General features: G+C 37.2%; 23 protein-coding genes. 10 read left to right on the top strand and 13 right to left on the bottom strand.

Annotation, left to right across the window (positions count from 1 at the left end; translation table 11 throughout):
- Positions 1-11: 11 nt before the first annotated feature.
- The 5 genes from dut to B0G92_RS02275 are packed head-to-tail and all read left to right on the top strand — an operon-like array spanning position 12 to position 4,933.
- Positions 12-446, top strand: a complete 435-nt coding sequence (dut, locus tag B0G92_RS02295) for a dUTP diphosphatase (protein WP_056067214.1) — start codon at positions 12-14, stop codon at positions 444-446.
- A 52-nt stretch (positions 447-498) separates the two neighbouring features.
- Positions 499-1,509, top strand: coding sequence for a sugar phosphate nucleotidyltransferase (locus B0G92_RS02290; protein WP_101470958.1), 1,011 nt, complete (start codon positions 499-501; stop codon positions 1,507-1,509).
- A gap of 19 nt (positions 1,510-1,528) precedes the next feature.
- Complete coding sequence (locus B0G92_RS02285; RefSeq protein ID WP_101470957.1) at positions 1,529-2,881, top strand: tetratricopeptide repeat protein; 1,353 nt, start codon at positions 1,529-1,531, stop codon at positions 2,879-2,881.
- Positions 2,881-3,654 carry a lipoprotein insertase outer membrane protein LolB1 gene (lolB1, locus tag B0G92_RS02280; protein ID WP_101470956.1) on the top strand — a complete coding sequence of 258 codons (774 nt, stop codon included), beginning with the start codon at positions 2,881-2,883 and terminating at the stop codon, positions 3,652-3,654. The genes B0G92_RS02285 and lolB1 overlap by 1 nt, the downstream gene beginning before the upstream one ends.
- A gap of 22 nt (positions 3,655-3,676) precedes the next feature.
- Complete coding sequence (locus B0G92_RS02275) at positions 3,677-4,933, top strand: murein hydrolase activator EnvC family protein (protein ID WP_101471997.1); 1,257 nt, start codon at positions 3,677-3,679, stop codon at positions 4,931-4,933.
- Positions 4,934-4,968: 35 nt separating this feature from the next.
- Here B0G92_RS02275 and B0G92_RS02270 read toward each other — a convergent pair whose 3' ends face one another.
- Together B0G92_RS02270 and B0G92_RS02265 are read right to left on the bottom strand one after the other, a co-directional pair.
- Complete coding sequence (locus B0G92_RS02270; protein ID WP_056067221.1) at positions 4,969-5,481, bottom strand: acyl-CoA thioesterase; 513 nt, start codon at positions 5,479-5,481, stop codon at positions 4,969-4,971.
- Positions 5,482-5,584: 103 nt separating this feature from the next.
- A complete protein-coding gene (locus B0G92_RS02265; RefSeq protein WP_101470955.1) occupies positions 5,585-6,520 on the bottom strand; it encodes an HU domain-containing protein in 936 nt (311 codons plus the stop codon).
- Positions 6,521-6,623: 103 nt separating this feature from the next.
- Between B0G92_RS02265 and dprA the strand changes: the two genes are divergently transcribed.
- Positions 6,624-7,724: a DNA-processing protein DprA gene (gene dprA / locus B0G92_RS02260; protein WP_101470954.1), complete on the top strand. Its 1,101-nt coding sequence runs from the start codon at positions 6,624-6,626 to the stop codon at positions 7,722-7,724.
- A 30-nt stretch (positions 7,725-7,754) separates the two neighbouring features.
- Here the strand turns inward: dprA and trpS are convergent, their stop codons facing one another.
- A complete protein-coding gene (gene trpS / locus B0G92_RS02255) occupies positions 7,755-8,729 on the bottom strand; it encodes a tryptophan--tRNA ligase (protein WP_101470953.1) in 975 nt (324 codons plus the stop codon).
- A 123-nt stretch (positions 8,730-8,852) separates the two neighbouring features.
- Here trpS and B0G92_RS02250 point away from each other — a divergent pair, with 123 nt between their 5' ends.
- A complete protein-coding gene (locus B0G92_RS02250) occupies positions 8,853-9,611 on the top strand; it encodes a lysophospholipid acyltransferase family protein (RefSeq protein WP_056067232.1) in 759 nt (252 codons plus the stop codon).
- Between the two features lie 67 nt (positions 9,612-9,678).
- Here the strand turns inward: B0G92_RS02250 and B0G92_RS02245 are convergent, their stop codons facing one another.
- From B0G92_RS02245 to recA, 4 genes are all read right to left on the bottom strand, one after another.
- A complete protein-coding gene (locus B0G92_RS02245; protein ID WP_101470952.1) occupies positions 9,679-11,406 on the bottom strand; it encodes an outer membrane beta-barrel protein in 1,728 nt (575 codons plus the stop codon).
- Positions 11,403-11,948: an RNA polymerase sigma factor gene (locus tag B0G92_RS02240; RefSeq protein WP_101470951.1), complete on the bottom strand. Its 546-nt coding sequence runs from the start codon at positions 11,946-11,948 to the stop codon at positions 11,403-11,405. Before B0G92_RS02240 ends, B0G92_RS02245 begins: the two co-directional genes overlap by 4 nt.
- A 29-nt stretch (positions 11,949-11,977) precedes the next feature.
- The gene (locus B0G92_RS02235) at positions 11,978-12,406 is read right to left on the bottom strand and encodes a hypothetical protein (protein ID WP_101470950.1); all 429 of its coding nucleotides are present in this window, start codon (positions 12,404-12,406) and stop codon (positions 11,978-11,980) included.
- Positions 12,407-12,504: 98 nt separating this feature from the next.
- Positions 12,505-13,509, bottom strand: a complete 1,005-nt coding sequence (gene recA / locus B0G92_RS02230) for a recombinase RecA (protein ID WP_056067240.1) — start codon at positions 13,507-13,509, stop codon at positions 12,505-12,507.
- 150 nt (positions 13,510-13,659) lie between these two features.
- Here recA and B0G92_RS02225 point away from each other — a divergent pair, with 150 nt between their 5' ends.
- From B0G92_RS02225 to B0G92_RS02215, 3 genes are read left to right on the top strand one after another with little or no spacing between them, the layout of a single operon-like run.
- Positions 13,660-14,394, top strand: a complete 735-nt coding sequence (locus tag B0G92_RS02225) for a lysophospholipid acyltransferase family protein (protein ID WP_056067242.1) — start codon at positions 13,660-13,662, stop codon at positions 14,392-14,394.
- 3 nt (positions 14,395-14,397) lie between these two features.
- Complete coding sequence (locus B0G92_RS02220) at positions 14,398-15,393, top strand: acyl-ACP desaturase (protein ID WP_056067244.1); 996 nt, start codon at positions 14,398-14,400, stop codon at positions 15,391-15,393.
- A 48-nt stretch (positions 15,394-15,441) separates the two neighbouring features.
- Positions 15,442-16,092, top strand: a complete 651-nt coding sequence (locus B0G92_RS02215; protein WP_101470949.1) for an HD domain-containing protein — start codon at positions 15,442-15,444, stop codon at positions 16,090-16,092.
- A 37-nt stretch (positions 16,093-16,129) separates the two neighbouring features.
- Here B0G92_RS02215 and B0G92_RS02210 read toward each other — a convergent pair whose 3' ends face one another.
- The 6 genes from B0G92_RS02210 to B0G92_RS02185 all read right to left on the bottom strand — a co-directional run bounded on the left by B0G92_RS02210 (position 16,130) and on the right by B0G92_RS02185 (position 22,569).
- A complete protein-coding gene (locus tag B0G92_RS02210) occupies positions 16,130-17,689 on the bottom strand; it encodes a hypothetical protein (protein ID WP_101470948.1) in 1,560 nt (519 codons plus the stop codon).
- A 64-nt stretch (positions 17,690-17,753) separates the two neighbouring features.
- Positions 17,754-18,536: an enoyl-CoA hydratase/isomerase family protein gene (locus tag B0G92_RS02205; RefSeq protein ID WP_056067254.1), complete on the bottom strand. Its 783-nt coding sequence runs from the start codon at positions 18,534-18,536 to the stop codon at positions 17,754-17,756.
- 37 nt (positions 18,537-18,573) lie between these two features.
- A complete protein-coding gene (locus B0G92_RS02200; protein ID WP_101471996.1) occupies positions 18,574-19,989 on the bottom strand; it encodes a sensor histidine kinase in 1,416 nt (471 codons plus the stop codon).
- Positions 19,990-20,045: 56 nt separating this feature from the next.
- On the bottom strand, positions 20,046-20,603 hold the full coding sequence (locus B0G92_RS02195; protein WP_101470947.1) for a CopD family protein: 558 nt from the start codon (positions 20,601-20,603) through the stop codon (positions 20,046-20,048).
- Positions 20,604-20,625: 22 nt separating this feature from the next.
- Positions 20,626-21,654 (bottom strand): ferrochelatase, encoded by a 1,029-nt coding sequence (hemH, locus tag B0G92_RS02190; protein ID WP_101470946.1) that lies wholly within the window; start codon positions 21,652-21,654, stop codon positions 20,626-20,628.
- Between the two features lie 42 nt (positions 21,655-21,696).
- Entirely contained in the window at positions 21,697-22,569 is an 873-nt protein-coding gene (locus B0G92_RS02185; protein ID WP_056067411.1) for an AraC family transcriptional regulator, read from the bottom strand.
- Between the last annotated feature and the right edge of the window lie 137 nt (positions 22,570-22,706).

Below are 22,706 nucleotides of genomic sequence, written 5' to 3'. Positions count from 1 at the left end.
CTTTTTATCTGATGACAATTAAAATCATAAACAAATCACAGCATCCGTTACCAAACTATGAAACTCTGGCTTCAGCCGGAATGGACCTGAGAGCTAATCTTTCTGAACCCGTTACGCTGGGCCCGTTAGAAAGAGCTATTGTAAAAACCGGGCTTTTTATAGAATTGCCGGTAGGCTATGAAGCACAGGTACGTCCACGTAGCGGATTAGCTGCAAAAAAAGGAATAACCGTACTCAATTCTCCGGGAACAGTCGATGCCGATTATCGTGGTGAGATTGGAGTGATTTTAGTAAATTTATCAAATGAAGCTTTTGTAATCGAAAACGGCGAAAGAATTGCCCAACTCATTATAGCCAAACATGAAAGAGCAGTCTGGCTGGAAGCAGATGAACTGTCTGAAACATCAAGAGGGGAAGGCGGATTTGGAAGCACAGGAGTAAAATAAATAAAACAAACACGGTTGGATTTCCAACTTTAAAATAAAATACGAAAACTATATGAAGATAATAGTTCCTATGGCCGGACGAGGCTCTCGCTTAAGACCACATACATTAACAGTTCCAAAACCACTAATCCCGATAGCCGGAAAGCCAATAGTGCATAGGCTTGTTGAAGATATTGCCGGTGTAATCAATCAGGATATAGAAGAAATAGCCTTTATCATCCACAGAGATTTTGGAAAGCAGGTAGAAGTTGAGTTGGTCGAAATAGCAGAAAAATTGGGGGCCAAAGGCACAATTTATTATCAGGAACAGCCATTAGGAACAGCTCATGCCATTATGAGTGCAAAAGAATCAATGACCGGTCCTATAGTGGTGGCATATGCCGATACGCTTTTTCGTGCTGATTTTACCCTGGACACAGAGGCAGATAGTGTTATTTGGGTAAAACAAGTTGACGATCCGAGTGCTTTTGGTGTTGTGCAGTTAAACGGGCAGAATCAAATTGTTGATTTTGTAGAAAAACCAAAAGAGTTTGTCTCTGACCTGGCAATTATAGGTATCTATTATTTCAAATCCGGAGAAACTTTAAGAAATGAATTGCAATATTTATTGGATAATAATGTTGTAAAAGGAGGAGAATACCAACTGACGGATGGTTTGGAGAACATGAAAGAAAAAGGATTGAAGTTTGTTCCGGGAAAAGTTGACGAATGGATGGATTGCGGTAACAAAAATGTTACTGTGGAGACCAATACAAGAATGTTAGGCTTCCTGCATAATGATGGCGAACATTTGGTAGACTATGATGTTAAGACAGAAAATTCGACAATCATTCCACCATGCTATATTGGTAAAGACGTAATCCTGATTAATGCAACAGTTGGTCCAAATGTATCTTTAGGCAAAGGATGTCACGTCATCAACAGTACCATAAAAAACAGTTTAATTCAAACGCATTCTCATATAAAAAATGCAAGTTTGGATAATGCAATGATTGGAAACCACGCCAGCTTTGACGGAAATTTCACAAGCATAAGCATAGGCGATTATTCGGTTTTGGAATAAAATTTGATAAAAAACCAATATGAAAATTAAAAGTTATCTCTTACCACTTCTTTTCTTCGGAATGTTATGCGTTCCGGCTAAAACTTTTGCCCAGGCTGAGCCGGACGATATAGCGTTGGCAGAAGATGGTTTTCAGGATAGTTTTTATGAATCACTAAAGCAGAAAGGCATTGAAAATTATGACAAAGCTATAGCCGCTTTGGAAAAATGCCTTAAGCTACAGCCTCAAAATGCGGTCGTCTATTATGAATTGGGTAAAAATTACCTGAGCCTGAAAGATTATAAAAAAGCATACGAGTCGTTTTCACAGGCTTCCCTCATAGACCCTAAAAATAAATGGTTCTATGTTGGAATGTATGATGTGTGCTACCAGACAAAAGATTATACACAGGCTATAGTTGTTGTCAATAAATTAATTGGGCTTGATATAAAATATAAAGAAGACCTGACTTCGCTTTATATGTATACAGACCAATATGACAAGGCTTTGGCGCTTATAAAAGATTTGGATGATACGGTTGGTGAAACCCCTCAGAGGAATGCCTATAAGCAGCAAATCCTGAAAGATTCGAAATACCGCATTGGAGAAAAAGACCAGCTTTTGGAAGCCATTAAAAAAAATCCAAAAGACGAGTCAAAATACATTGCCCTGATTTATCTTTATTCGGAAAGCAATCAGGAAGAAAAGGCATATGAAATCGCCAAAAAATTAGAAAAAGAAATCCCCGATTCAGAATTTGCCCAGGTAGGACTTTTCAAATTTCATCTTAATAATAACGATGGAGATAAGGCAGTTACAGCCATGAATAAGGTGTTGGAAAGCAAGAAGATTGACACGGAAGTAAAACGTAAAATCCTGAAAGAGTTTTTGGTTTTTGTCAAAAACAATCCGCAGTTTAATACTGATTTGGATAAGGCCGTTGGCTATTTTAGTAGTGAAGACCAGGCTCTGCTGACTAAAGAAGTAGGCAAGGTTTTTTATGCAAGAAAAAACTGGGAACGCGCCATCCACTATCTGGAAATCTATTCCAAAAATAATCCACAGGAAGTAGAGTCTAATATCTTCCTATTGCAGGCCTATACAGAAAACAAGCAGTTTGATGTGTTGGCAAAAAAAGCATCAGACCTGATTGATTTTTTCCCTATGCAACCGGATTTTTATTATTACTCGGGACTGGCGAACAACCAGATAAAAAATTATAAAAAAGCCAAAGACTTTTTGGAAATGGGTATGGACTATCTCGTTGACAACAGAGATTTGGAAATTAACTTTAATATCCAATTAGGTGAGGCTTTTAACGGACTTGGAGATGCGAAGAAGAAGGAATTTTATTTCCAGAAAGCAGACCAGTTACTAAAACAGAAAAAATAATGAAAAGATATATCTTCATAACTTTTGGAGCCCTTTTGCTACTTTCATGCAATGCCAGGAAAGCAGTAATTGCAGAAGGAACAGCCAATGAAATGGTCGCCTCTTCAAAAGTAATTGAAAACCATTATAAGCTCAAGAGGAATTTTTCGACAGCCTATATCAAGGCCAGTGCAAAGTATAAAGACGACCACATGTCACAGGGTGTTTCTGCCGAAATCCGAATCAAGAAAGACGAACAGATTTTAATCAGTGTCCGTTTTTTAGGATTTACCATGGCCAAGGCACTCATTACGCCTCAGGAAGTAAAATATTATGAAAAGATAGGAAACAAGTTTTTTGAGGGCGATTATTCTACACTGAGCAAGTGGCTCGGGACCGAATTGGATTTTCAAAAAGTGCAGAACATGCTTATTGGTGAAGCCATGGATGACCTGACAAAAGGGAAATACACGACCACAATTGACGAAAGCTTGTACAAACTGCAAGATGCCTCAAATAAGAATACAGAAAAGGCTTTTTATTTTGAAGCGGCAAATTACCTGATAAAAAAACAGGAAGTTACCCAATCAAAAGAAGACAGGAGATTGCAGATTCTCTATCCACGTCATAAAGAATATCCGGAAATGGTATTGCCATCACAAATTATAATTGATGCAGTCCAAAACGGTAAGAAAGTCAATATTAATATCGATTATAATTCAGTTTCATTCAACGAAAACCTTACTTTCCCGTACAGTGTTCCTGATGGCTATGAAAGAATATATATTGATTAGATTTGCACAAACATATCCAATTATGTCAAAAAACATATTTACTCTTTTTCTGCTGCTGGCCACTTCAATAGTTTGGGGCCAAACGGATATGCAGAGAAAATTGGAAGAACGCAAAGCACAGCTTCAGAAAGAAATCAGGGAAGCAGAAAATGCTTTGCAATCAGAAAAGAAAAAAGAAAAATCGGTCGTTACACAAATTAGCCAGCAGACTGCAAAAATCAAGCTGCAGGAAAAACTTATTGCTACAACCGAAAAGCAAGCCAAGTTATTGAGTGATGACATTTATACAAACCAGTTAAAAATCAACGGACTGAAAAAAGACCTTGATGAGCTTAAAAAGGATTATGCCAAAATGATTGTCAAGTCCTATAAGAGCCGTTCCGAGCAGAGCAGGGCCATGTTTTTGCTTTCTTCGAAAAACTTCCTTCAGGCTTATAAAAGAGCCCAATACATGAAGCAATATTCTAATTATAGAAAAAATCAGGGAGAAGAAATTAAGGTAAAATCAGATGAGCTGGCAGCCTATAACGAAAAGTTAAGCATACAGAAAAAAGAAAAACAGAAGCTGATTGTCGAAAATGAAAAAGAAAAGCAGAATCTGGAAAAAGATAAGGAAGAGCAGGAAAAAATAATGAAGTCTATTAAAAAAGACGTTAAAAAATATACTGCCGAAATCAAGAAAAAACAACAGGAAACACGTGAAATTGACCGTAAGATTGACAAGTTAATTAGGGAGGCAATTGCCGAAGCCAACAGAAAAACAGCTGCAGCAAATAAAAAAGCGAATCCAAGAGCAACTGTTGCAGAAACGAAAGCCATCGAAAACTCTTCAAAAATTGTATTGACTCCGGAAGGAAAAATCATTTCGGATAATTTCAAGGCAAACAAAGGAAAATTATCATGGCCCGTTGCAAAAGGCTTCGTATCTCTTAGGTATGGGGACCAGCCGCACCCGCTGCAAAAATCACTTATCGTTCACAGTAGCGGTGTTGAAATTACGACAGATTCCGGTGCTTCCGTACGCTCTGTTTTTGCAGGTGAAGTAACAAGAGTACAGCTGATTTCTCCAAACAACATGGTAGTGTTCGTCCAGCATGGAGATTTCTACACCGTATACCAGAATCTGAGTTCTGTGAGTGTTTCCAAAGGAACTAAAGTAACGGCTATGCAGAATATAGGAAAAGTAACAACCAATGCAGCAGGCAAGACAGCCTTGAAATTTGTAATCATGCAAAACTCAACAACGTTAAATCCACAAGCCTGGTTAGCAAATATGTAAGTAAATAAAAAAGGAACCGTTTAGGTTTCTTTTTTTTATTCTATAAATAATGCTTTTAGTTCAGTAGCTTCATTTGGTTTCATTTTTCCGGCAAGAACAAGGCTAAGCTGCTTTCGTCTCAATGCGGCATCATAACGCTGTTTTTCCAGTTCGGTTTCAGGAAGTATGGCAGGAACTTCTACCGGACGACCGGTTTCATCGACAGCAACAAAAGTATATATAGCTTCGTTTGCCTTGTTTTTGATTCCTGACTCGCGGTCTTCAATCCATACATCAATATAAATCTCCATTGATGTTTTAAAAGTCCTCGAAACCTTGGCCTCAATAGTCACAACGCTGCCCAAAGGAATAGCACGGTTAAACGCCACGTGATTCACAGAAGCTGTAACAGTAATACGTCTCGAATGTCTCCTTGCCGCGATGCTTGCCGCTCTGTCCATTCGTGCCAGTAATTCACCGCCAAAAAGATTGTTTAAAGGATTGGTTTCGCCCGGCAAAACCAAATCAGTTAGAATTGCTACAGATTCAGAAGGAGTTTTCGCTTGCATCGTTTTTTTTTTTGCAAAGGTAACAGATAGCAATTAAATCCGATAGTCAGTAATAAATTTTTTAGGGGAAAAATAAAAAATCCCGAACGAATCGGGATTGGACTTATAATTCCTGAATCAGAAGCCAGGCTTCCGGATTTTCTGTTTTCTGGATTTTTGACATTGCTTTTTGGGCTTCGGCATAATTAGAGAAACTTCCGTAAAGAACAGGATGCAATCCATGTTTGTTCTTTGCTATTTTTCTTGCCTTATATCCTTTTGCACTAAGCTTTTCGAATATTTTTTGTGCATTTTCTTCATTTCTAAAAGCACCCGCAACAATATGATAAGCTAACTTTTCCTCTTTGATATTCAGCTTTACGGCAGGTAGCGGACTTTCAATAAAAAAAGTAGCTTCCTGTATTTTATCCTGTACTTTTTTCTGAACCGTTTTTTGTACAATCAGGTTTTCAGAATCGATTTGTTTCTGATAATAGTCATTTCCAAAGAAACCTGCTGCTCCAAGTCCAAGTACAAAAATAGCGGCATATTTAAGATAAGGTCTGCTATTTCTTCGTTCCGGAGTAAAAATTATTGGTGCTTTTTCTTCAAGCGCCCCAACTTCTTCCTTATAAACTTCCCTTTGTATTTTTGGAGCAACAAAAGTGCTCAATCCAAAAGAACTCGTAAGGTAATTCAGGCTATCTGACGGTTCAAAAACAATATTGTTTTCCGAATTTAAAGACAATTGGCCAATGTTTTTCAACTCAAGCAATTTGTGCAATTGCAAAGCCAGCTTCCATCCTGAAACAGTAGTTTCGATTTGGGCTACGGCATCTTCGTAGGAGATTTTTTCGGCCTGCGAAATATGGTTTGCCAATAAGCCATCATTATTCTTTAAATGAAAATTAAAAGAAACCACTTTTCTGGGCGGATAAAACGCCATAGTACTTTCATTGAGTCTTGCAGGTTGTATCTCCGTAAGGAATGCTCCAAAACCGGGAACCGCAACACATTGGTATCTATATAAAAGTTGGGATATGTAAAATTCAATCTTCATAGAAACAAAGTTACTTATTCATTGGTCAGGTCAAAATTTTATCAACAAATTTTATTAACAATCTAAGTAAAATGTCTTTATATTTGAGATTCAATTATTTGCCATGAACCAGGAAGAATTATTTTATTTATTAGCCTTACAAAAAGTAGAATCGGTAGGCGATATCCTTGCCAAAAAACTTCTCGCGCATTTTGGAAATGCCAAAGAAATCTTTCAATCCAAACCTTCAAAACTCCAAAGTATAGAAGGAATAGGAAGTGTTTTGATTAGAAATCTCAAAGACCAGACGGTTTTTAAAAAGGCTGAGAAAGAGCTTGCGTTTATCACGTCAAATGCTATCAATGTGTTTTTTTATCAAAGTAAAAATTATCCGGAAAAGCTCAAACATTGTTTCGATGCCCCCATATTATTATTTGCTTCCGGAAACTTCGATTTCAATAACCGAAAAATTATAAGCATTGTCGGGACAAGACAGGCAACTCCGTATGGAGCAGAATGTTGCAGAAAGCTGATTTCTGACCTTGCACCGCTAAATCCGGTTATTGTTAGTGGTTTTGCCTATGGAATTGACATTATTGCACATCAGGCAGCAATGGAACACAATCTGCAAACGATTGGTATTATCGCCCATGGACTAAACCAGATTTATCCGAAGGTTCATAAAAAATATGTTTCCAGGATGCAGGAAAATGGTGGTTTTATGACCGACTTTTGGAGTTCTTCCAATCCTGACAGGGAAAATTTTATTCGTAGAAATCGTATTGTGGCCGGTATTTCCGAAGCAACTATAGTTATTGAATCGGCAGAAAAAGGAGGTTCCCTCATTACAGCTAACATGGCTAATGACTACAACAGGGATGTTTTTGCATTTCCGGGAAAAGCATCGGACAAATACAGTCAGGGATGCAACAACCTGATTAAATCTCAAAAAGCACAACTGCTGACTTCAGCGGCAGATTTGATTTATATGCTTAACTGGGATTTGGAAACACAGAAAACCAGTGTGCAGAAACGCTTATTCGTAGAATTGGATAAGGATGAGCAAGCGGTTTATAATTATTTGCAGGCAAAAGACAAAGAATTGATGGACGTTATCGCTTTAGAATGCAATTTCCCTGTTCACAAAATATCTTCCCTGTTGTTGAATATGGAACTCAAAGGAGTGGTAAGGCCGTTGCCGGGCAAATTATTTGAAGTTATTTAAAAATAAAGCCCCGAACAGTCGGGGCTTTGATTAATATCCTAATTTTTTTCTGACTCTTTCCAGAACTTTGTCTGCAACCGCTCTTGCTTTTTCAGCACCTTGTTGCAGGGCCTTGTCCACCTCTTCCAGATTGTTCATATAGTAGTTATATTTTTCTCTTTCTACTTTGAATCTTTCCAATATAAGCTCAAACAGGGCTTGTTTTGCATGGCCCCAGCCAAAATCACGATTTACGTTTTTATATTTTTCGGTCATGGCTGCCAGTTGTTCTTCATTGGCAATCAGTTTATAAATAGCAAAAATTTTACAGTTTTCGGTGTCTTTCGGAGCTTCCAAAGGAGTGCTGTCGGTTTCGATAGACATGACCTGTTTACGCAACGATTTATCATCTAAAAAAATATTGATGATATTGTTGGCCGATTTGCTCATCTTTCCACCATTTGTTCCCGGAACATACTTTGTCTCTTCCTGAAGATACGAATCCGGAATTACGAAAGTTTCTCCCATCTGACGGTTAAAACGGGAAGCAACATCACGTGTGATTTCAATATGCTGCAATTGGTCTTTTCCAACAGGAACGAATTCAGCATCATACAAAAGAATGTCTGCTGCCATAAGCATCGGATAGGTAAACAATCCGGCATTAACGTCATCCAATCGGTCAGCCTTATCTTTGAAAGAATGGGCCAACGTTAGTCGCTGGTAGGGGAAAAAACAGCTCAGATACCATGAAAGTTCTGTTGTTTGAGGAACATCAGACTGGCGATAAAAAGTAACTCTGTTAACATCAACTCCACAGGCAAGCCACGTTGCAGCAGTACTGTACGTGTTATGACGTAATGTTTCTCCATTTTTAATCTGCGTAATTGAGTGCAAATCGGCAATGAAAAGAAAAGTTTCGTTTTCCGGCTTGTTTGATAATTCGATGGCCGGAAGAAGCGCACCAAGTAAATTTCCTAAATGCGGCGTTCCGGTACTTTGAATACCTGTGAGTATTTTTGACATAATAACTTAATTTTTGCAAAGGTAAATGTTTTGGCAAAATGTAAGGTTTGAATTCTTACATTTGGGAGACAAAATTTGAAAACCAGGTTTTGCCCTCATAAATAATTCTGATACACCACCTGCATGCGTATTTTTAAAATAGTTTTTTGGATTCTTTGGAGGATATGGTTCTATATTCTGATGGGTCTTCCTATCATTATTATGTTGCCTTTTTTGCTTATATCTATCTCAAAAGAGAAATGGTATCCCTACTTTTTTGTTATGGCCAGAATTTGGGCTAAAATAATCCTTTTCGGAATGGGTTTCCATTATAAGGTTGAACGTGAACAGGAACTCGAAGAAGGAAAAAGTTATATGCTGGTGGCCAATCATACTTCCATGACGGATATTATGTTAATGCTTGCCCTGGTACGCAATCCGTTTGTTTTTGTCGGAAAGAAAGAACTGGTCAAGATTCCGTTATTTGGTTTCTTTTACAAAAGAACCTGTATTTTGGTTGACAGAAGCAGTTCCAAAAGCAGGATGGAGGTTTTCAACCGTGCCCAAAAACGATTAGCACAAGGACTTAGTATTTGTATTTTCCCGGAAGGAGGCGTTCCGGATGATGAGTCGGTTCTTTTGGATGAATTCAAAGACGGGGCTTTTCGTTTGGCGCTGGAACACCAGATACCAATTGTTCCTATGACTTTTGCAGATAATAAAAAACGATTCTCCTATACTTTTTTGAGTGGGAGCCCAGGCCTCATGCGAGCCAAAATTCATCGTTTTGTGGAAACAAAAGGCCACAATGCAGATAAGAAGGAAATCAAGCAGATAAAAGAATTAGTAAGGGAAATCATTTACAAACAACTCTTGAAATTCAGTAACAAAAAAAGCGCCTAACCACGACGCTTTTTTTTGTCATTAACGTATTTAATGACGAACCTAACTAAACTATAAAACCAACTATCTAAAAGTTAAAGCTGATTCCGGAATATAAGCCTATGAAATAAGGCTTAAATCCACCAGCATTTTCACTGAATGTATTAATCTGATACTTTAATTTTGGCTCAACATTCGCTTCGAATGATTTCCAAAACTTGTATTTGAATCCGATTCCGATATTGGAAGTAAAAGAAACGTCATTTAAATTTGATGCTTTTCCAATTGAGGTAGACATACCCGGAGATACTACGGATAGGCTGTTTTCATTTAAGAATAACGTGCTCATACCACCAATTAAAGAGATACCAAATTTATCATCCAGAATCTTATACGAAAGCTCAACCGGAACTTCCACATAACCCATAGTCTGATTTAACGAGCCAGCCTTTTTGCCCGGAACATTATCAAACGATACCGTATTGGCAGCTGTATTATCTTCAACAATTACCGTGACATTTCTGCTTTCCTGAATGTTGCTTGGCGAAAACACTTCGCCATTGGCATTGGCATCCGATAAACCGGCATAATAAACAATATTGTTTGTGTTATAACCTAAAGTCAGTTTGTTCACACCTCCGCGGATAGACCATTTTTTGTTTATTGCATAATTAACACCAACACCATAGCTCAGATTTTTCTCATAGCTTTTGCTGTTGTCTGCAAACTGCTGGTTAATTGGCGAACCTTTGGAAGCAGAACTAAAATAAATAGGGGCTACGTTTGACGTAATCTGCCACCTATTTACCTTAGTTTCTGTGACCGCTTGTTGTTTTTTTTCTTTTTCTTTTAGCAATTCTTCCAGCGGATTAGGCTCGGCAGTAGCAACAGCTGCCGAATCTTTTTTTTGTTTCTCGAATGCTTTGGTGTCAAAAGCGATTCGGGAATTATTATTTTTCTCTTTGTCAGACTGTTTGTTGCGTTCTGAAACCTTGTCGTTTTTTTGCAAAAGGTCATTTGATTTTTTATCGGAAACGGCCAATTGTTTTTCTCCTTCGTTTCGATTTTCCGGAATTGAAATTTTATTTGAATTCTGGTTTACAATTGATTTTGCCTGATTTTTTTCTTTATTTCCGTAATCTGCAATGCCAGCTTTGTTAAAAACATCTTCCTGGTTTTTACCGTTGAATTTGTTTTGGGTGGTATTTTCCTGACGGTTATGTTGTTGAGCAGGCCCTTGGCTGGCAAGTCCGGATTCTGTTTTCGTTTTTTGATTTGTAATAACAGGAAGATTTTTGTCGACTGTATTTTTTACGCGTTCCCGGTCATTATTATCCTGACTGGCGATAGCCGTGTTTTTGGCCTTATTCTTTCCTGAAATAATTGACTTGTTCAGTTGGTCCTGCTCTGGATTTTCAGAATTTTTATGTTGTTGTGTTGGGTTGTTTTTTTCTAAATCAGTATTCTTAGTTTCAGTAACGGCATTTTCATTTTCAGTAACGACCTCCTTGCGTTTGATTGGACTTTGCATTGGTGTCAAATCTTTTGAACGGTCAACGTCCGTAGCATTTTGGTCAACGACTCCGTTATCAGTATCTGTTTTTATTGGGCTGTTTATGATTCCGTCGCCTATCATGAATCCGATAAGCAATATAGCCGCAACTCCCGAAAGCTTAAACCATAATGGAATAACCCTTCTTTTTTTCTTCTCTTTGAGCTTTGCTTCGATATTGTCCCAGACTTCGGGTGAAGGTATTGCTTCAAAGTCTTTGAACTTCTCTTGGAAAAGCCGTTCTATATTTTTTTTCTCACTCATTTTGCTGCTGTATAATTTCCGTTTCCGGCCTGAGCTTCTATTTTTTCTTTTAAAATCATCTTTGCGCGTGCAAGATTAGATTTTGTTGTTCCGGTTGTGATATCAAGCATTTCGGCAATTTCTTTGTGTGAATAGCCGTCCATAACATAAAGGTTAAAAACCAATCGGTATCTGTCAGGCAGTTCCTGTATAATTTTCATCAAAAATTCAAGAGAAACATTTTCATCATCAATCTCGACTTCTGCTTCGTCAGGAATAGTGTCATTGACGATTTCAAAAACGGAGTTCCCTCTGTATTTTTGGAGGATATTGTTAACCATTACTCTTTTTGCCCAACCTTCAAAAGACCCTTTGAAATTGAATTGGTTTATCTTGTTGAAAATAATAAGGAATCCGTCCTGAAGATTATCTTCGGCTTCTACATAATTCCGCGAATACTTCAAGCAAACACTGAACAATTTGGGTGATAATAGCTTATATAATTGTTCTTGAGCTTTGGTATCATAATCGCGGCAACCGTATATGAGTTGTTCTAAACTCAAAGTTTTTCTTTATAAATTAAAAATTAAAATTATTGTAAAACTACCGGTACTTCATACTCTATGAAAAGATTTTGTCCATATTGGTCTTTTCCCTTAAAAAACTTAAAAATATAAGACCCTTCGTTTGTGGGCATAAAATCAAACGTAGCTTCTACCGGCTCTTCATTCAGGGTTGTACAACTATTATCATGGATAACACTTGTCTGTATTGCTATTGTCCTGACATTTAAATTCTTTTCGTAATAAAATCCGTCAAAGAAATGACAACTTGTCGGTCTTTTATAGTACACTTTTATGGTGTACGTTCTTCCCACTACAAAACTTTCGGGAAATACCGCACTTTCTGTAGGAATCAGTTCAAAATGGTAATTAATCTTATTATCATCATTTAGTTCACATGAACTGAATGTGGTAATGGCTATAATTGCTAAAAATAAAATTGGAATTAATTTTTTCATTCTCTGTATTCTGTTTATGCTTTATTGTTTAGATGTGTATATGGGCCAAAGGTTGCGTTGGGATATAAAAAAACCCGAAATTTTTCGGGTTTTTTTAATTAATCATTATTTTCTTTAATCAGCGATTTGATTTTTTGTTCTAATTCTTCCGCTAATTCAGGATTGTCCTTAATCAGGGATTTTACGGCATCTCTACCTTGTCCCAGTTTGGTGTCGCCATAACTAAACCACGAACCGGACTTTTTCACAACTTCAAATTCTACTGCCAAATCAAGGATTTCTCCTGTTTTTGAAACGCCTTCGCCATACATGATGTCAAATTCTGCTGTTTTGAATGGAGGAGCAACCTTATTCTTTACTACTTTGACTTTCGTTCTGTTACCAATGACATTTTCACCTTCTTTAATTTGAGAAGACCTTCTGATGTCAAGACGAACAGATGCGTAGAATTTAAGTGCGTTACCACCCGTTGTTGTTTCAGGGTTTCCAAACATCACCCCAATTTTTTCACGAAGCTGGTTAATAAAGAAAACGGTACAATTTGTTTTGCTGATAGTTCCGGTCAATTTTCTCAATGCCTGTGACATTAATCGGGCGTGAAGACCCATTTTTGAATCACCCATTTCGCCTTCAATCTCACTTTTTGGAGTCAATGCGGCAACAGAGTCAATTACTACAATGTCAATAGCACCGGAGCGGATCAGGTTTTCTGCAATTTCCAGGGCCTGTTCACCATTGTCAGGCTGTGAAATAATCAGGTTTTCGATATCAACACCCAATTTTTCTGCATAATTTCTGTCAAAAGCGTGTTCTGCATCAATAAAAGCAGCAATACCGCCTGCTTTTTGAGCTTCGGCAATAGCATGCAATGTCAGGGTTGTTTTACCGGAAGATTCAGGACCATAAATCTCAATGATTCTTCCTTTAGGATATCCGTTAACTCCAAGAGCCAAATCCAATCCTAAAGACCCGGAAGGAATCGTTTCTACCTCTTCAACTGCCTGGTCACCAAGCTTCATTACGGTTCCTTTTCCGTAAGTTTTATCTAATTTGTCAAGCGTTAACTGTAACGCTTTTAATTTGGCTTCTTTCTCTGAACTCATTTTTCTTCCATTTATAATTGGCACTTATTTTTCGTAAAAATAGTTCTTTTTTTCTACGTGGCAAGAGTTATTTTTTGTTAGAAATTTGCTGTTTTTCGATTAAAATAAACAAAAATATAATTAGTACTTTTGCGGGGAATTATAACAATTATGGAAAAACTAATTTCATATCCGATTTCTGTTGTATACTATCTGATTTTCGGGCTTATTTTGGTGATTTTTCATCCCATCCAATGGCTGTGCTTTAACCTTTTTGGATACCAGGCACATAAAAAAAGTGTCGATTATCTGAATTTATGTTTGCTTAGGGCAACCCATCTTTTGGGAACAACCTATAAAGTGGAAGGAAGGGAATTGGTACCTAAAGGAGTTCCGGTAATTTTTGTTGCCAACCACCAAAGCATGTATGATATTGTTGCCATAATCTGGTTTTTCAGAAAATCCCACCCGAAATTTGTAAGCAAAAAAGAATTAGGAAAGGGAATTCCAAGTGTTTCTTATAATTTAAGACATGGCGGCTCTGTATTAATCGACAGAAAAGACCCAAAGCAGGCATTGCCTGTAATCAAAGGATTGGGAGAGTATATTGAAAAGCACAATCGGGCTGCTGTAATTTTTCCGGAAGGAACAAGAAGCAAAACCGGAAAACCGAAAGAATTTGCACAGACAGGATTGAAAATTCTATGCAAAAATGCACCTTCGGCAGTAGTAGTCCCAATAACCATAAACAACTCTTGGAAAATTGTTAAATATGGCTTTTTTCCTGTAGGTTTAGGAAATCGCCTTACCTTTACTGCTCATAAGCCAATTGCTGTGGCAGAAGTACCTTTTGATGAGTTGATGAAAGAAACAGAAAAGGCAGTAGTTGACGGAATAAAAAATTAAAATATGTCTGTAAAAAACATTCGTCTAGAAGTAATGCAGTTTCTAGAGAAAAATATTGATGCATTTGTTGACCAGTATTTGATTCCTGTGGAGGATATATGGCAGCCTTCTGACCTTTTGCCTGATTCCCGAAGCGAAACTTTTTTTGAAGACGTAAAAGAATTAAGAGAAATAGCAAAAGAACTACCGTATGATTTTTGGGTGGTTTTAGTTGGCGATACTATTACAGAAGAAGCACTTCCAACTTATGAATCCTGGTTGATGGATGTGGAAGGCGTAAATCAGGTTGATGAAGGCGGCAATGGCTGGTCAAAATGGGTAAGAAGCTGGACAGGTGAAGAAAACCGTCATGGCGATTTGCTAAATAAATACCTTTACCTTTCCGGACGTGTCAATATGCGTGAAATTGAAATGACGACACAGCATTTGATTAATGACGGATTTGATATCGGTACCGGAAGAGACCCTTATAAAAATTTTGTTTATACCAGTTTCCAGGAATTGGCAACCTATGTTTCGCACAACAGGGTTTCACAAATAGCGAAGAAGTTTGGAGATAAAAAACTTTCCAAATTATGCAAGCTGATAGCAGGTGATGAAATGCGCCACCACCATGCCTATTCGGAATTTGTACACAGAATTTTTCAGGTAGACCCAAGCGAAATGATGTTGGCTTTCCAATACATGATGAAACAAAAGATTGTCATGCCGGCTCATTTTTTAAGAGAATCAGGTGAAAAGATAAGCACCGCTTTTGAACTTTTTTCAGATTCGGCACAAAGAATTGGCGTATATACGGCAACCGATTATATTGACATTATGCAAAAACTGATTGACAAATGGGATATCAGCAAAATTACAGGATTGACAGACGAGGCAGAAAAAGCCAGAGATTTCCTGATGAAGCTTCCGGCAAGAATGGCAAAGATTTCAGAACGATTGGTCATTCCTGCAGAATCGCATATTTTTAAATGGGTTGAACCTGCAACATTAAGATAATAAACCAAATCCTTTCTGTAAAGAAAGGATTTTTTTTCTCACACAACCATGGATAAAATACTAATAGAAAAGACAATTGCTTTTGTAAAAGAAAAACTTAAAGATGCCGAAGGCGGCCATGATTGGTTCCACATTGAAAGAGTGTACAACAATGCCATGAACATTGCCAAAGATGAAAATTGTAATATCACAATCGTGGCTTTGGGAGCTTTGCTACACGACATAGCCGATAGCAAATTTCACGGCGGAGATGAAACTATCGGGCCTAAATTGGCCTGGGAGTTTTTAGAATCTCAGAATGTTCCGGAAGAAACAATAATTCATGTAGTAAACATCATTGAAAATATTTCTTTTAAAGGTGGTAATTTCGAACGTAAATTTTCCTCAATAGAATTAGATGTGGTACAGGATGCAGACCGATTGGATGCCATTGGAGCTATAGGAATTGCAAGAGCGTTTAATTACGGAGGATTTAAAAACAGAGCACTGTATGACCCAACAATAGCGCCTAATATGAACATGAGTAAGGAGGAGTATAAAAGTGCCGTTTCACCTACAATCAATCATTTTTATGAAAAGCTATTGTTGCTGAAAGACAGGATGAATACGCAGGCAGGAAAACAAATAGCTGAAGAAAGACATACCTATATGGAAAAGTTCTTAGAACAGTTTTTTGCGGAATGTGAAGGGAAGAGATAATAAAAAAGCCAGAATTTAATTCTGGCTTTTTTATTCATTATAAACTGATTTTCAACAATTGCTTATCCTTTCCTTTTTTTCCTAAAAAGAATATGGATTCCTTGTTTACGATTCCTTGTGAGACCATAAAAGGAACCTCGTTACTTTCATTATTTAAGACCTCCTGAAAGTCGAAATCACCATTTTTATTGATTCGGATAATATTCAAATTCGACTTGTTTTTTCTAACATGTTTAAATAAGATTCGATCATTACTTAATTTTTTGATTTTTTCACTGGCATTGATGAAAAAATAAGTATCGTCATTTTTGATTGTTGAAGTGTATGAAATATAAGCATCAGTATCTGTAGTAAATTGAGCTTTGTTAATGTTTCTTGCCCAAACTAATTCTCCGTCAGTATTAATTTTTGCGCTGACGATATCGTCATAATTAAAAAAAGTTTGATTGTTATTTGAAGAAACATAAAATTCTTCTGCATTGAAAATAATATCATTATTCTTTGTGATATGGATTTTCTTGAAAATGAGATTTTTTAACTCTTTATCTTTTTCTTCACCATATTTGTCAATCATAAATTGTTGGCTAAATGGATTAAACTTAGATTTTCGGATGGCCAATGAAACAGGATCCAGTTCAAAATAACTAATCCCTTTAAAATGGTTGTCATTTTGGTCAGAATAGAATCCTATACACGTAATTTTATCTGGAGAGGCTATTGTTGTCATGCTTCCTGAAAAATGTTCTTCGGTGTCAAAAACCTGAGTTTTTTGTCCTTCAAAAGAAAATCGTGTCAATTCATATTGGTACTTGCCTCCTGTTTTTTTGTTTTTCTTTTCATCGGCATAAACTTTTCCTAATAGATAAAGCGCATTTCCATCTTTTGAAACATCTACATTTTCATAGCGGAACTTTTTGTCCTTAATTTCTCTTACGAAAATGTGTTCAAATTTTTTGTTTAAGTTTTTATCAAAAAGGTACAGTTTTAAAGCTTCTGACTTTTCAGTTTTCATATCGATTGTGATTGCAAAAGCCGTTCGATCTTCATTTACAATCATTGAAACACCTGATTCATTCCCTGGCTCTTCATAAATTTTGGTGTCTTGCGAATAGAAGGTCTGATTCATAAAGAAATTTCCATATTGCTTTATTTCTTCACGAGACAACCTAAAGAGTTCTTTTTTGGATGTTTTTGAATTGTTAAAATCAACAATATAGGCTGAACAGATATAGGCTTTTTCATTAATATTGTAAAACATGTCAACAAACTGAATGTCTTTATCGCCTTTTATAATTCCTAAAACGGTTCCGTATTTTTCAAAATGGGCATATTTTAAAGGTTGTTCGTATTCCTTTACCAGTTTTAAGTTTGAGTCGTATTCTTCAATATAATAACCTCTTCCGGATGATAATCCACCGCTTACATAGGAACGGATAATTAAAATACTGCCATTTTCTGCCTCTTCAGCAAAAACGATATTGGACTCCTTGAATTCGTCTTTGAAAATTTCACTTTTTAAAACCTTAAAAGGAATATCCTGTGCTTTAGCGGAAATTGCAAAAGCAGAAATAAAAAGAAATTGTAAAAATAGTTTCATGAGTGGGGATTTTGCACCGAATATAAATAAAAAACCCCATCATTTCGATGGGGTCTTATTGAATTTATTTTCCTGTAAAAGAAGGTTTCCTTTTTTCTAAAAAAGCACCTGTGCCCTCTTTAAAATCTTCTGTTCCAAAAGCATCGCCAAAGTTTTTGATTTCTACAGCATAACCGTCCACACCGTCTTTAAAGTTGGCATTGATAGCTTCAATGGCTTTCCCGATAGCTACCGGAGAATTTTTCATGATTTTTTGTGCAATGTTGTTTGCCAGTTCCAGTAATTCAGATTGCGGCACGACATGGTTTACCAAGCCGGCTGTTTTGGCTTCTTCTGCGGTTAACATTCCGGCAGTCATGATAAGTTCCATCGCCTTTCCTTTTCCAACCAGTTGAGGTAGTCTTTGTGTTCCGCCATAACCCGGAATTACACCTAGAGAAACTTCCGGGAGTCCCATTTTTGCATTGTCTGAAGCGATTCTGAAGTGGCATGACATGGCCAGTTCCAATCCGCCACCAAGTGCAAATCCGTTTACTGCTGCAATAACAGGTGTTTTTAAATTTTCTACAAAATCAAATAAGGTAGCTTGTCCTTTTGCAGCCAGTTCAGCACCTTCTGAAACCGAAAAATTGGCAAATTCAGAAATATCAGCACCGGCAACAAAAGCCTTGTCACCACTTCCGGTCAATAGGATTACGCGAATAGAATGGTCTTTGTCGAATGCATCAAAAGCTGAATGAAGTTCTTCAATCGTAGCTTTATTTAAAGCATTTAATTTTGTTGGTCTGTTAATGGTTATCGTAGCAATGCCATTTTCAGAAGCTGCCAGAATATTTTCGTAATTCATGATTTATAAATTTATGGTTGTTATGTCTTTGTCGAAATTACATTTTAATTATAGGAAGGTAGACACTAAAAATGGTTCCTTTTCCGGATGCAGTTTCAAAAGTAATAGTTCCGTTATAATTTTCAATAATATTTTTGATGATTCCCAATCCCAATCCCATGCCGCTGTTTTTTGTGGTAAACTTGGGCTCGAAAATTCGGTTGAGGTTGTCTGTTTCTATTCCGGTTCCGTTATCCTGTACGCTGATTAAAACCTGTTCTCCTTCTTTTTTGACAGAAACAATTACTGATTTTTTGGTCTGATGTTCCGGAATAGCCTGAATGGCATTTTTGACCAGGTTTGTTACGATACGGATAAGTTGCGTACGGTCCATAATCGTAATGATTTCCTTCTCATCGCTTTGGAATTCGATATAGTCTTCATTGAAAATATCCAGTGTAAGCTGTACCACATCTACCACATTCAGGGTTTCGTTTTGCTGTGCAGGCATCGAGGCAAAATTTGAGAATGCCGAAGCTACAGAACTCATGGTGTCAATTTGCTGGATAAGCGTATTGGAATAATCCGACATTTTTTGTTTTACTTCCGGGTCATTCGGGTCAAATTTTCTTTGGAAACTCTGTACGGTCAAACGCATAGGAGTCAAAGGATTTTTGATTTCATGAGCTACCTGTTTTGCCATTTCACGCCAAGCCTGTTCTCTTTCACTTTGCGCTAATTTCGAGGCGCTTTCTTCCAGTTCTTCTACCATGGAGTTGTAGGCATGGACCAGCAAGGCAATTTCCTTGCTGCTTTCTTCGAGTTCAATCTTCTCGTTTTTCTGATTGAATCGGGTTTCTGTGATTTTATCGGTAATCGATTTTAAAAACTTTGTAATATAACTCGAAAGGAAATAAGCCAGCACAAATGCTATAATCAACATGATCGAATAGACCTGCCCCAGACTGATTAGGAAATTCCGAAGCTCTCTTTCATAAAAACCATCATCGGGAATATACGGAAGGTTCAAAATTCCCAAAGGCTTGAATTTGGTGTCCTTGATTTGCGTATAGGAAGAACGGAATTTTTTTCCTTCAATACTTTGAACATCTACATATCGTTTGTCCATAGAAGACTGTACCAATTTCAAAATATAATTTGGAATAGGCGGCAAAATGGTATCCACCGTAAAGGAAGCCTTGGAAGATTTGAGCAATTTTCCGTCCAGACTATAGATATTAATGGCCAAACTATGGATGTCCGCCAGTTTATAAATCTCGTCTTTAAAAATAAGTGGCAGATTTTCCGTAGTCAACGGATAGGTAGTCGTGTTCAGTATATAATTAATGTGCTCTTTAACAGCTGTTTCTCTGCGCTCCAGACGTTCTTCGTGATATTCTTTTGCTGCGGTCTTGAATTGGTAAACGGAAAGTGAAGCCATCAAAATGGACGAAATCAGGGTCAGGAAAATCATCGAAAGGAAGATTCTGACTCGAAGTGATAAGCGTTTTATTTTGATAGGTTTCAGCATTAAGACTGGTTTCTTTCCCGTATTCTTTTATAAAATTTGAAGCCGAGCATAATCAGTATAGAAAACAGGAAAATCCCCACGACTCCATAAATCCAATTGACGGCATTCTTCAAAATTACCAAAAAAACTACTGCAAAAAGTATGATTGTAGCACCTTCATTCCAAAGACGCATAAAATTAGAAGTATGTTTTACCTCGTCATTTTGCAACTGTTTAAATATCTGATGGCATTTCAAATGGTACAGATACAAAGCAAAAACAAAGCCAAGTTTGACATGCATCCAGGATTGTTGCAGCCAAAAATTTCCCTGTGGTGTAAAAAACAGCATCCAGAATGCAAAAAGACTGGCTAATACTGCCGATGGCCATGTGATGATATACCACAGGCGGTAGGTCATTATTTTATACTGTTTTTGCAGGATTTCCTTTTCAGGAGATTCTTTTTGCGAAGCTTCAATTTGGTACACAAACAAGCGGACGATATAAAACAATCCCGCAAACCAGGTGATTACAAAAATCAGGTGCAGGGATTTTAAGTATTCATAATAGTTTTCCATCGATCAGAATGTAAAAAAATTATCAGATTGTTGCTTTTTCTGAAGCCCAATCTTCAATCCAATTGTTTACGGTTTCTACCCAATTGTCATCATCATTCAGACATGGGATAGCCAAAAATTCTTCTCCACCGTTTTCTACAAAATCTTCGTTGGCACGCATTGCGATTTCTTCCAAAGTCTCCAAACAGTCGGTTACAAAGGCAGGTGTTACCACAGCAATCTTTTTGATTCCTTTGGCCGGCATATTGTTGATTTCAATATCAGTATAAGGCTCAAGCCATTTGTCTCCGGCAAGTCGGGATTGGAAGGTCAGGCAATACTTTTCTTTAGGAATATTGAGCTGTTCCACGACAAGTTTTGTGGTTTCGTAGCATTGATGGCGGTAGCAAAAAGCATGTGCTGCAGATGGGGTAGCACAACATGAGCCATCTATTTTACAGTGTGATTTTGTGACGTCAGTTTTTCGGATGTGGCGTTCCGGAATTCCATGATATGAAAATACGAGCATGTCATAATCAAACCCTTCCAGATGCTTCTTCATTAAATCTGCAAGATTTTTGATATAGTCCGGTTTATTATAGAAAGCAGGAACATCGGTAAAATTCATATGCGGGAATTTCTTCTTTCTGATTTCTTCTGCCAATACCAAAATAGTCAGTGTTGAAGCCATTGCATATTGCGGATATAATGGGAAAAGCAATACCTCGGTAACGCCTTGTTCATGCAGTTCCTGAAGTCCTTTTTCAATTGTCATTTCGCCATAACGCATAGCCAGGGCAACCGGAATCGTTGCTTTAGCCTGTACTTTTTTATGCATTCTTTCGGAAAGTACCATTAATGGAGAGCCTTCCTCCCACCAGATTTTTTTGTAGGCATGAGCTGATTCTTCCGGACGTTTTCTTAAGATAATGCCACGCACTAATAAAGCTCTTAATAAATAAGGTACGTCGATAACGTATTTGTCCATTAAAAATTCATCAAGATAGGGTTTTACGTCTTTGGGTTCTGGACTTTTTGGAGAGCCAAGGTTTACTAATAATACGCCTTTCATTTGTTTGTTTTTATTCCTTTAATTAGGGGTTACAGATTGCAGTTAGTTAGTTACGGCAATCGACATTAAATATTTTTTTGGAGTGGTGCCGAATTTTTTCTTGAATGCGGCAATAAAGTGGCTGGCTGTGCTGTAGCCTATTTTTAATCCGACTTCATTTACATTATACGAACCGCTGTCTAATAATTTTCGGGCAAATTCCATTTTATAATCAAAAAGAAAACTGTAAACACTGTCGCCATAAATCTGTTTGAAGCCCATTTTTAGCTTTTTCAAGTTGATTCCTACCTGGTCAGCAAGTTCCTGCAGTCCCGGTGGTTCAGCCATATTCGCTATGACAATATCTTTTGCTTTTCTGATTTTGAGAACGTTTTCTTCATCAACCAAAAACGGACATTGTTCTGCATTCGGGTCTTCGTTTCTGTTGAAATAAAGACTTAATAACTCATAAGCCTTACCTTTAAAGTAGAGATTTTTTATGGACGGATGTAGGTTGAAATTGAATAGCTGGTTCAGTACGATTGACATGGACGGACTGATAGGTTCGTCTTTATAGTATTTCTTGTCTTTGTTTTCTTCACTTAAAAAAGGGATGTAGTCCGCTTCCGAAGAAAACAGGCCATGGAATTTTTTGATGGAAATCAATACGGAAATCGCCCAGGAATGAGGAGCAATTTCCAAATGTACGGGAAGCTCTTTTTGGGGGTTGTAAAGAAAAAGAGAAAGGTCTTCTCTGAGGTCTAAAGCATAACGCCCCTGATTAAAAATAAACTTTGCCCGCCCTTTGATACCAAAATGGAACTGTATAAGATCAACATTTACCTCGCGTTCAAAGTGCGAAGTTTCGTCGCTGTCATTTTGAATCCGGATGATGATAAAATCATCTTCGATTTTGATTTCTTCGGCTGAACTCATAGCGGTATTTTTTATCGTAATAATTTTAAAACCGGAAAGATTTTTATTTAGAATCGTTCTAAACAAAAAAGCTGTCAAATGCTGATTTCACTGCAAATTTATAGTTTTTCTAATTTATAATGGCCAAAATTATCAAA

This window comes from Flavobacterium lindanitolerans, assembly GCF_002846575.1.
In the GTDB taxonomy this organism is placed as follows: domain Bacteria; phylum Bacteroidota; class Bacteroidia; order Flavobacteriales; family Flavobacteriaceae; genus Flavobacterium; species Flavobacterium lindanitolerans.
Note: the sequence above shows the minus strand (reverse complement) of the source record. Positions and strands in the feature narration are given on the sequence as shown.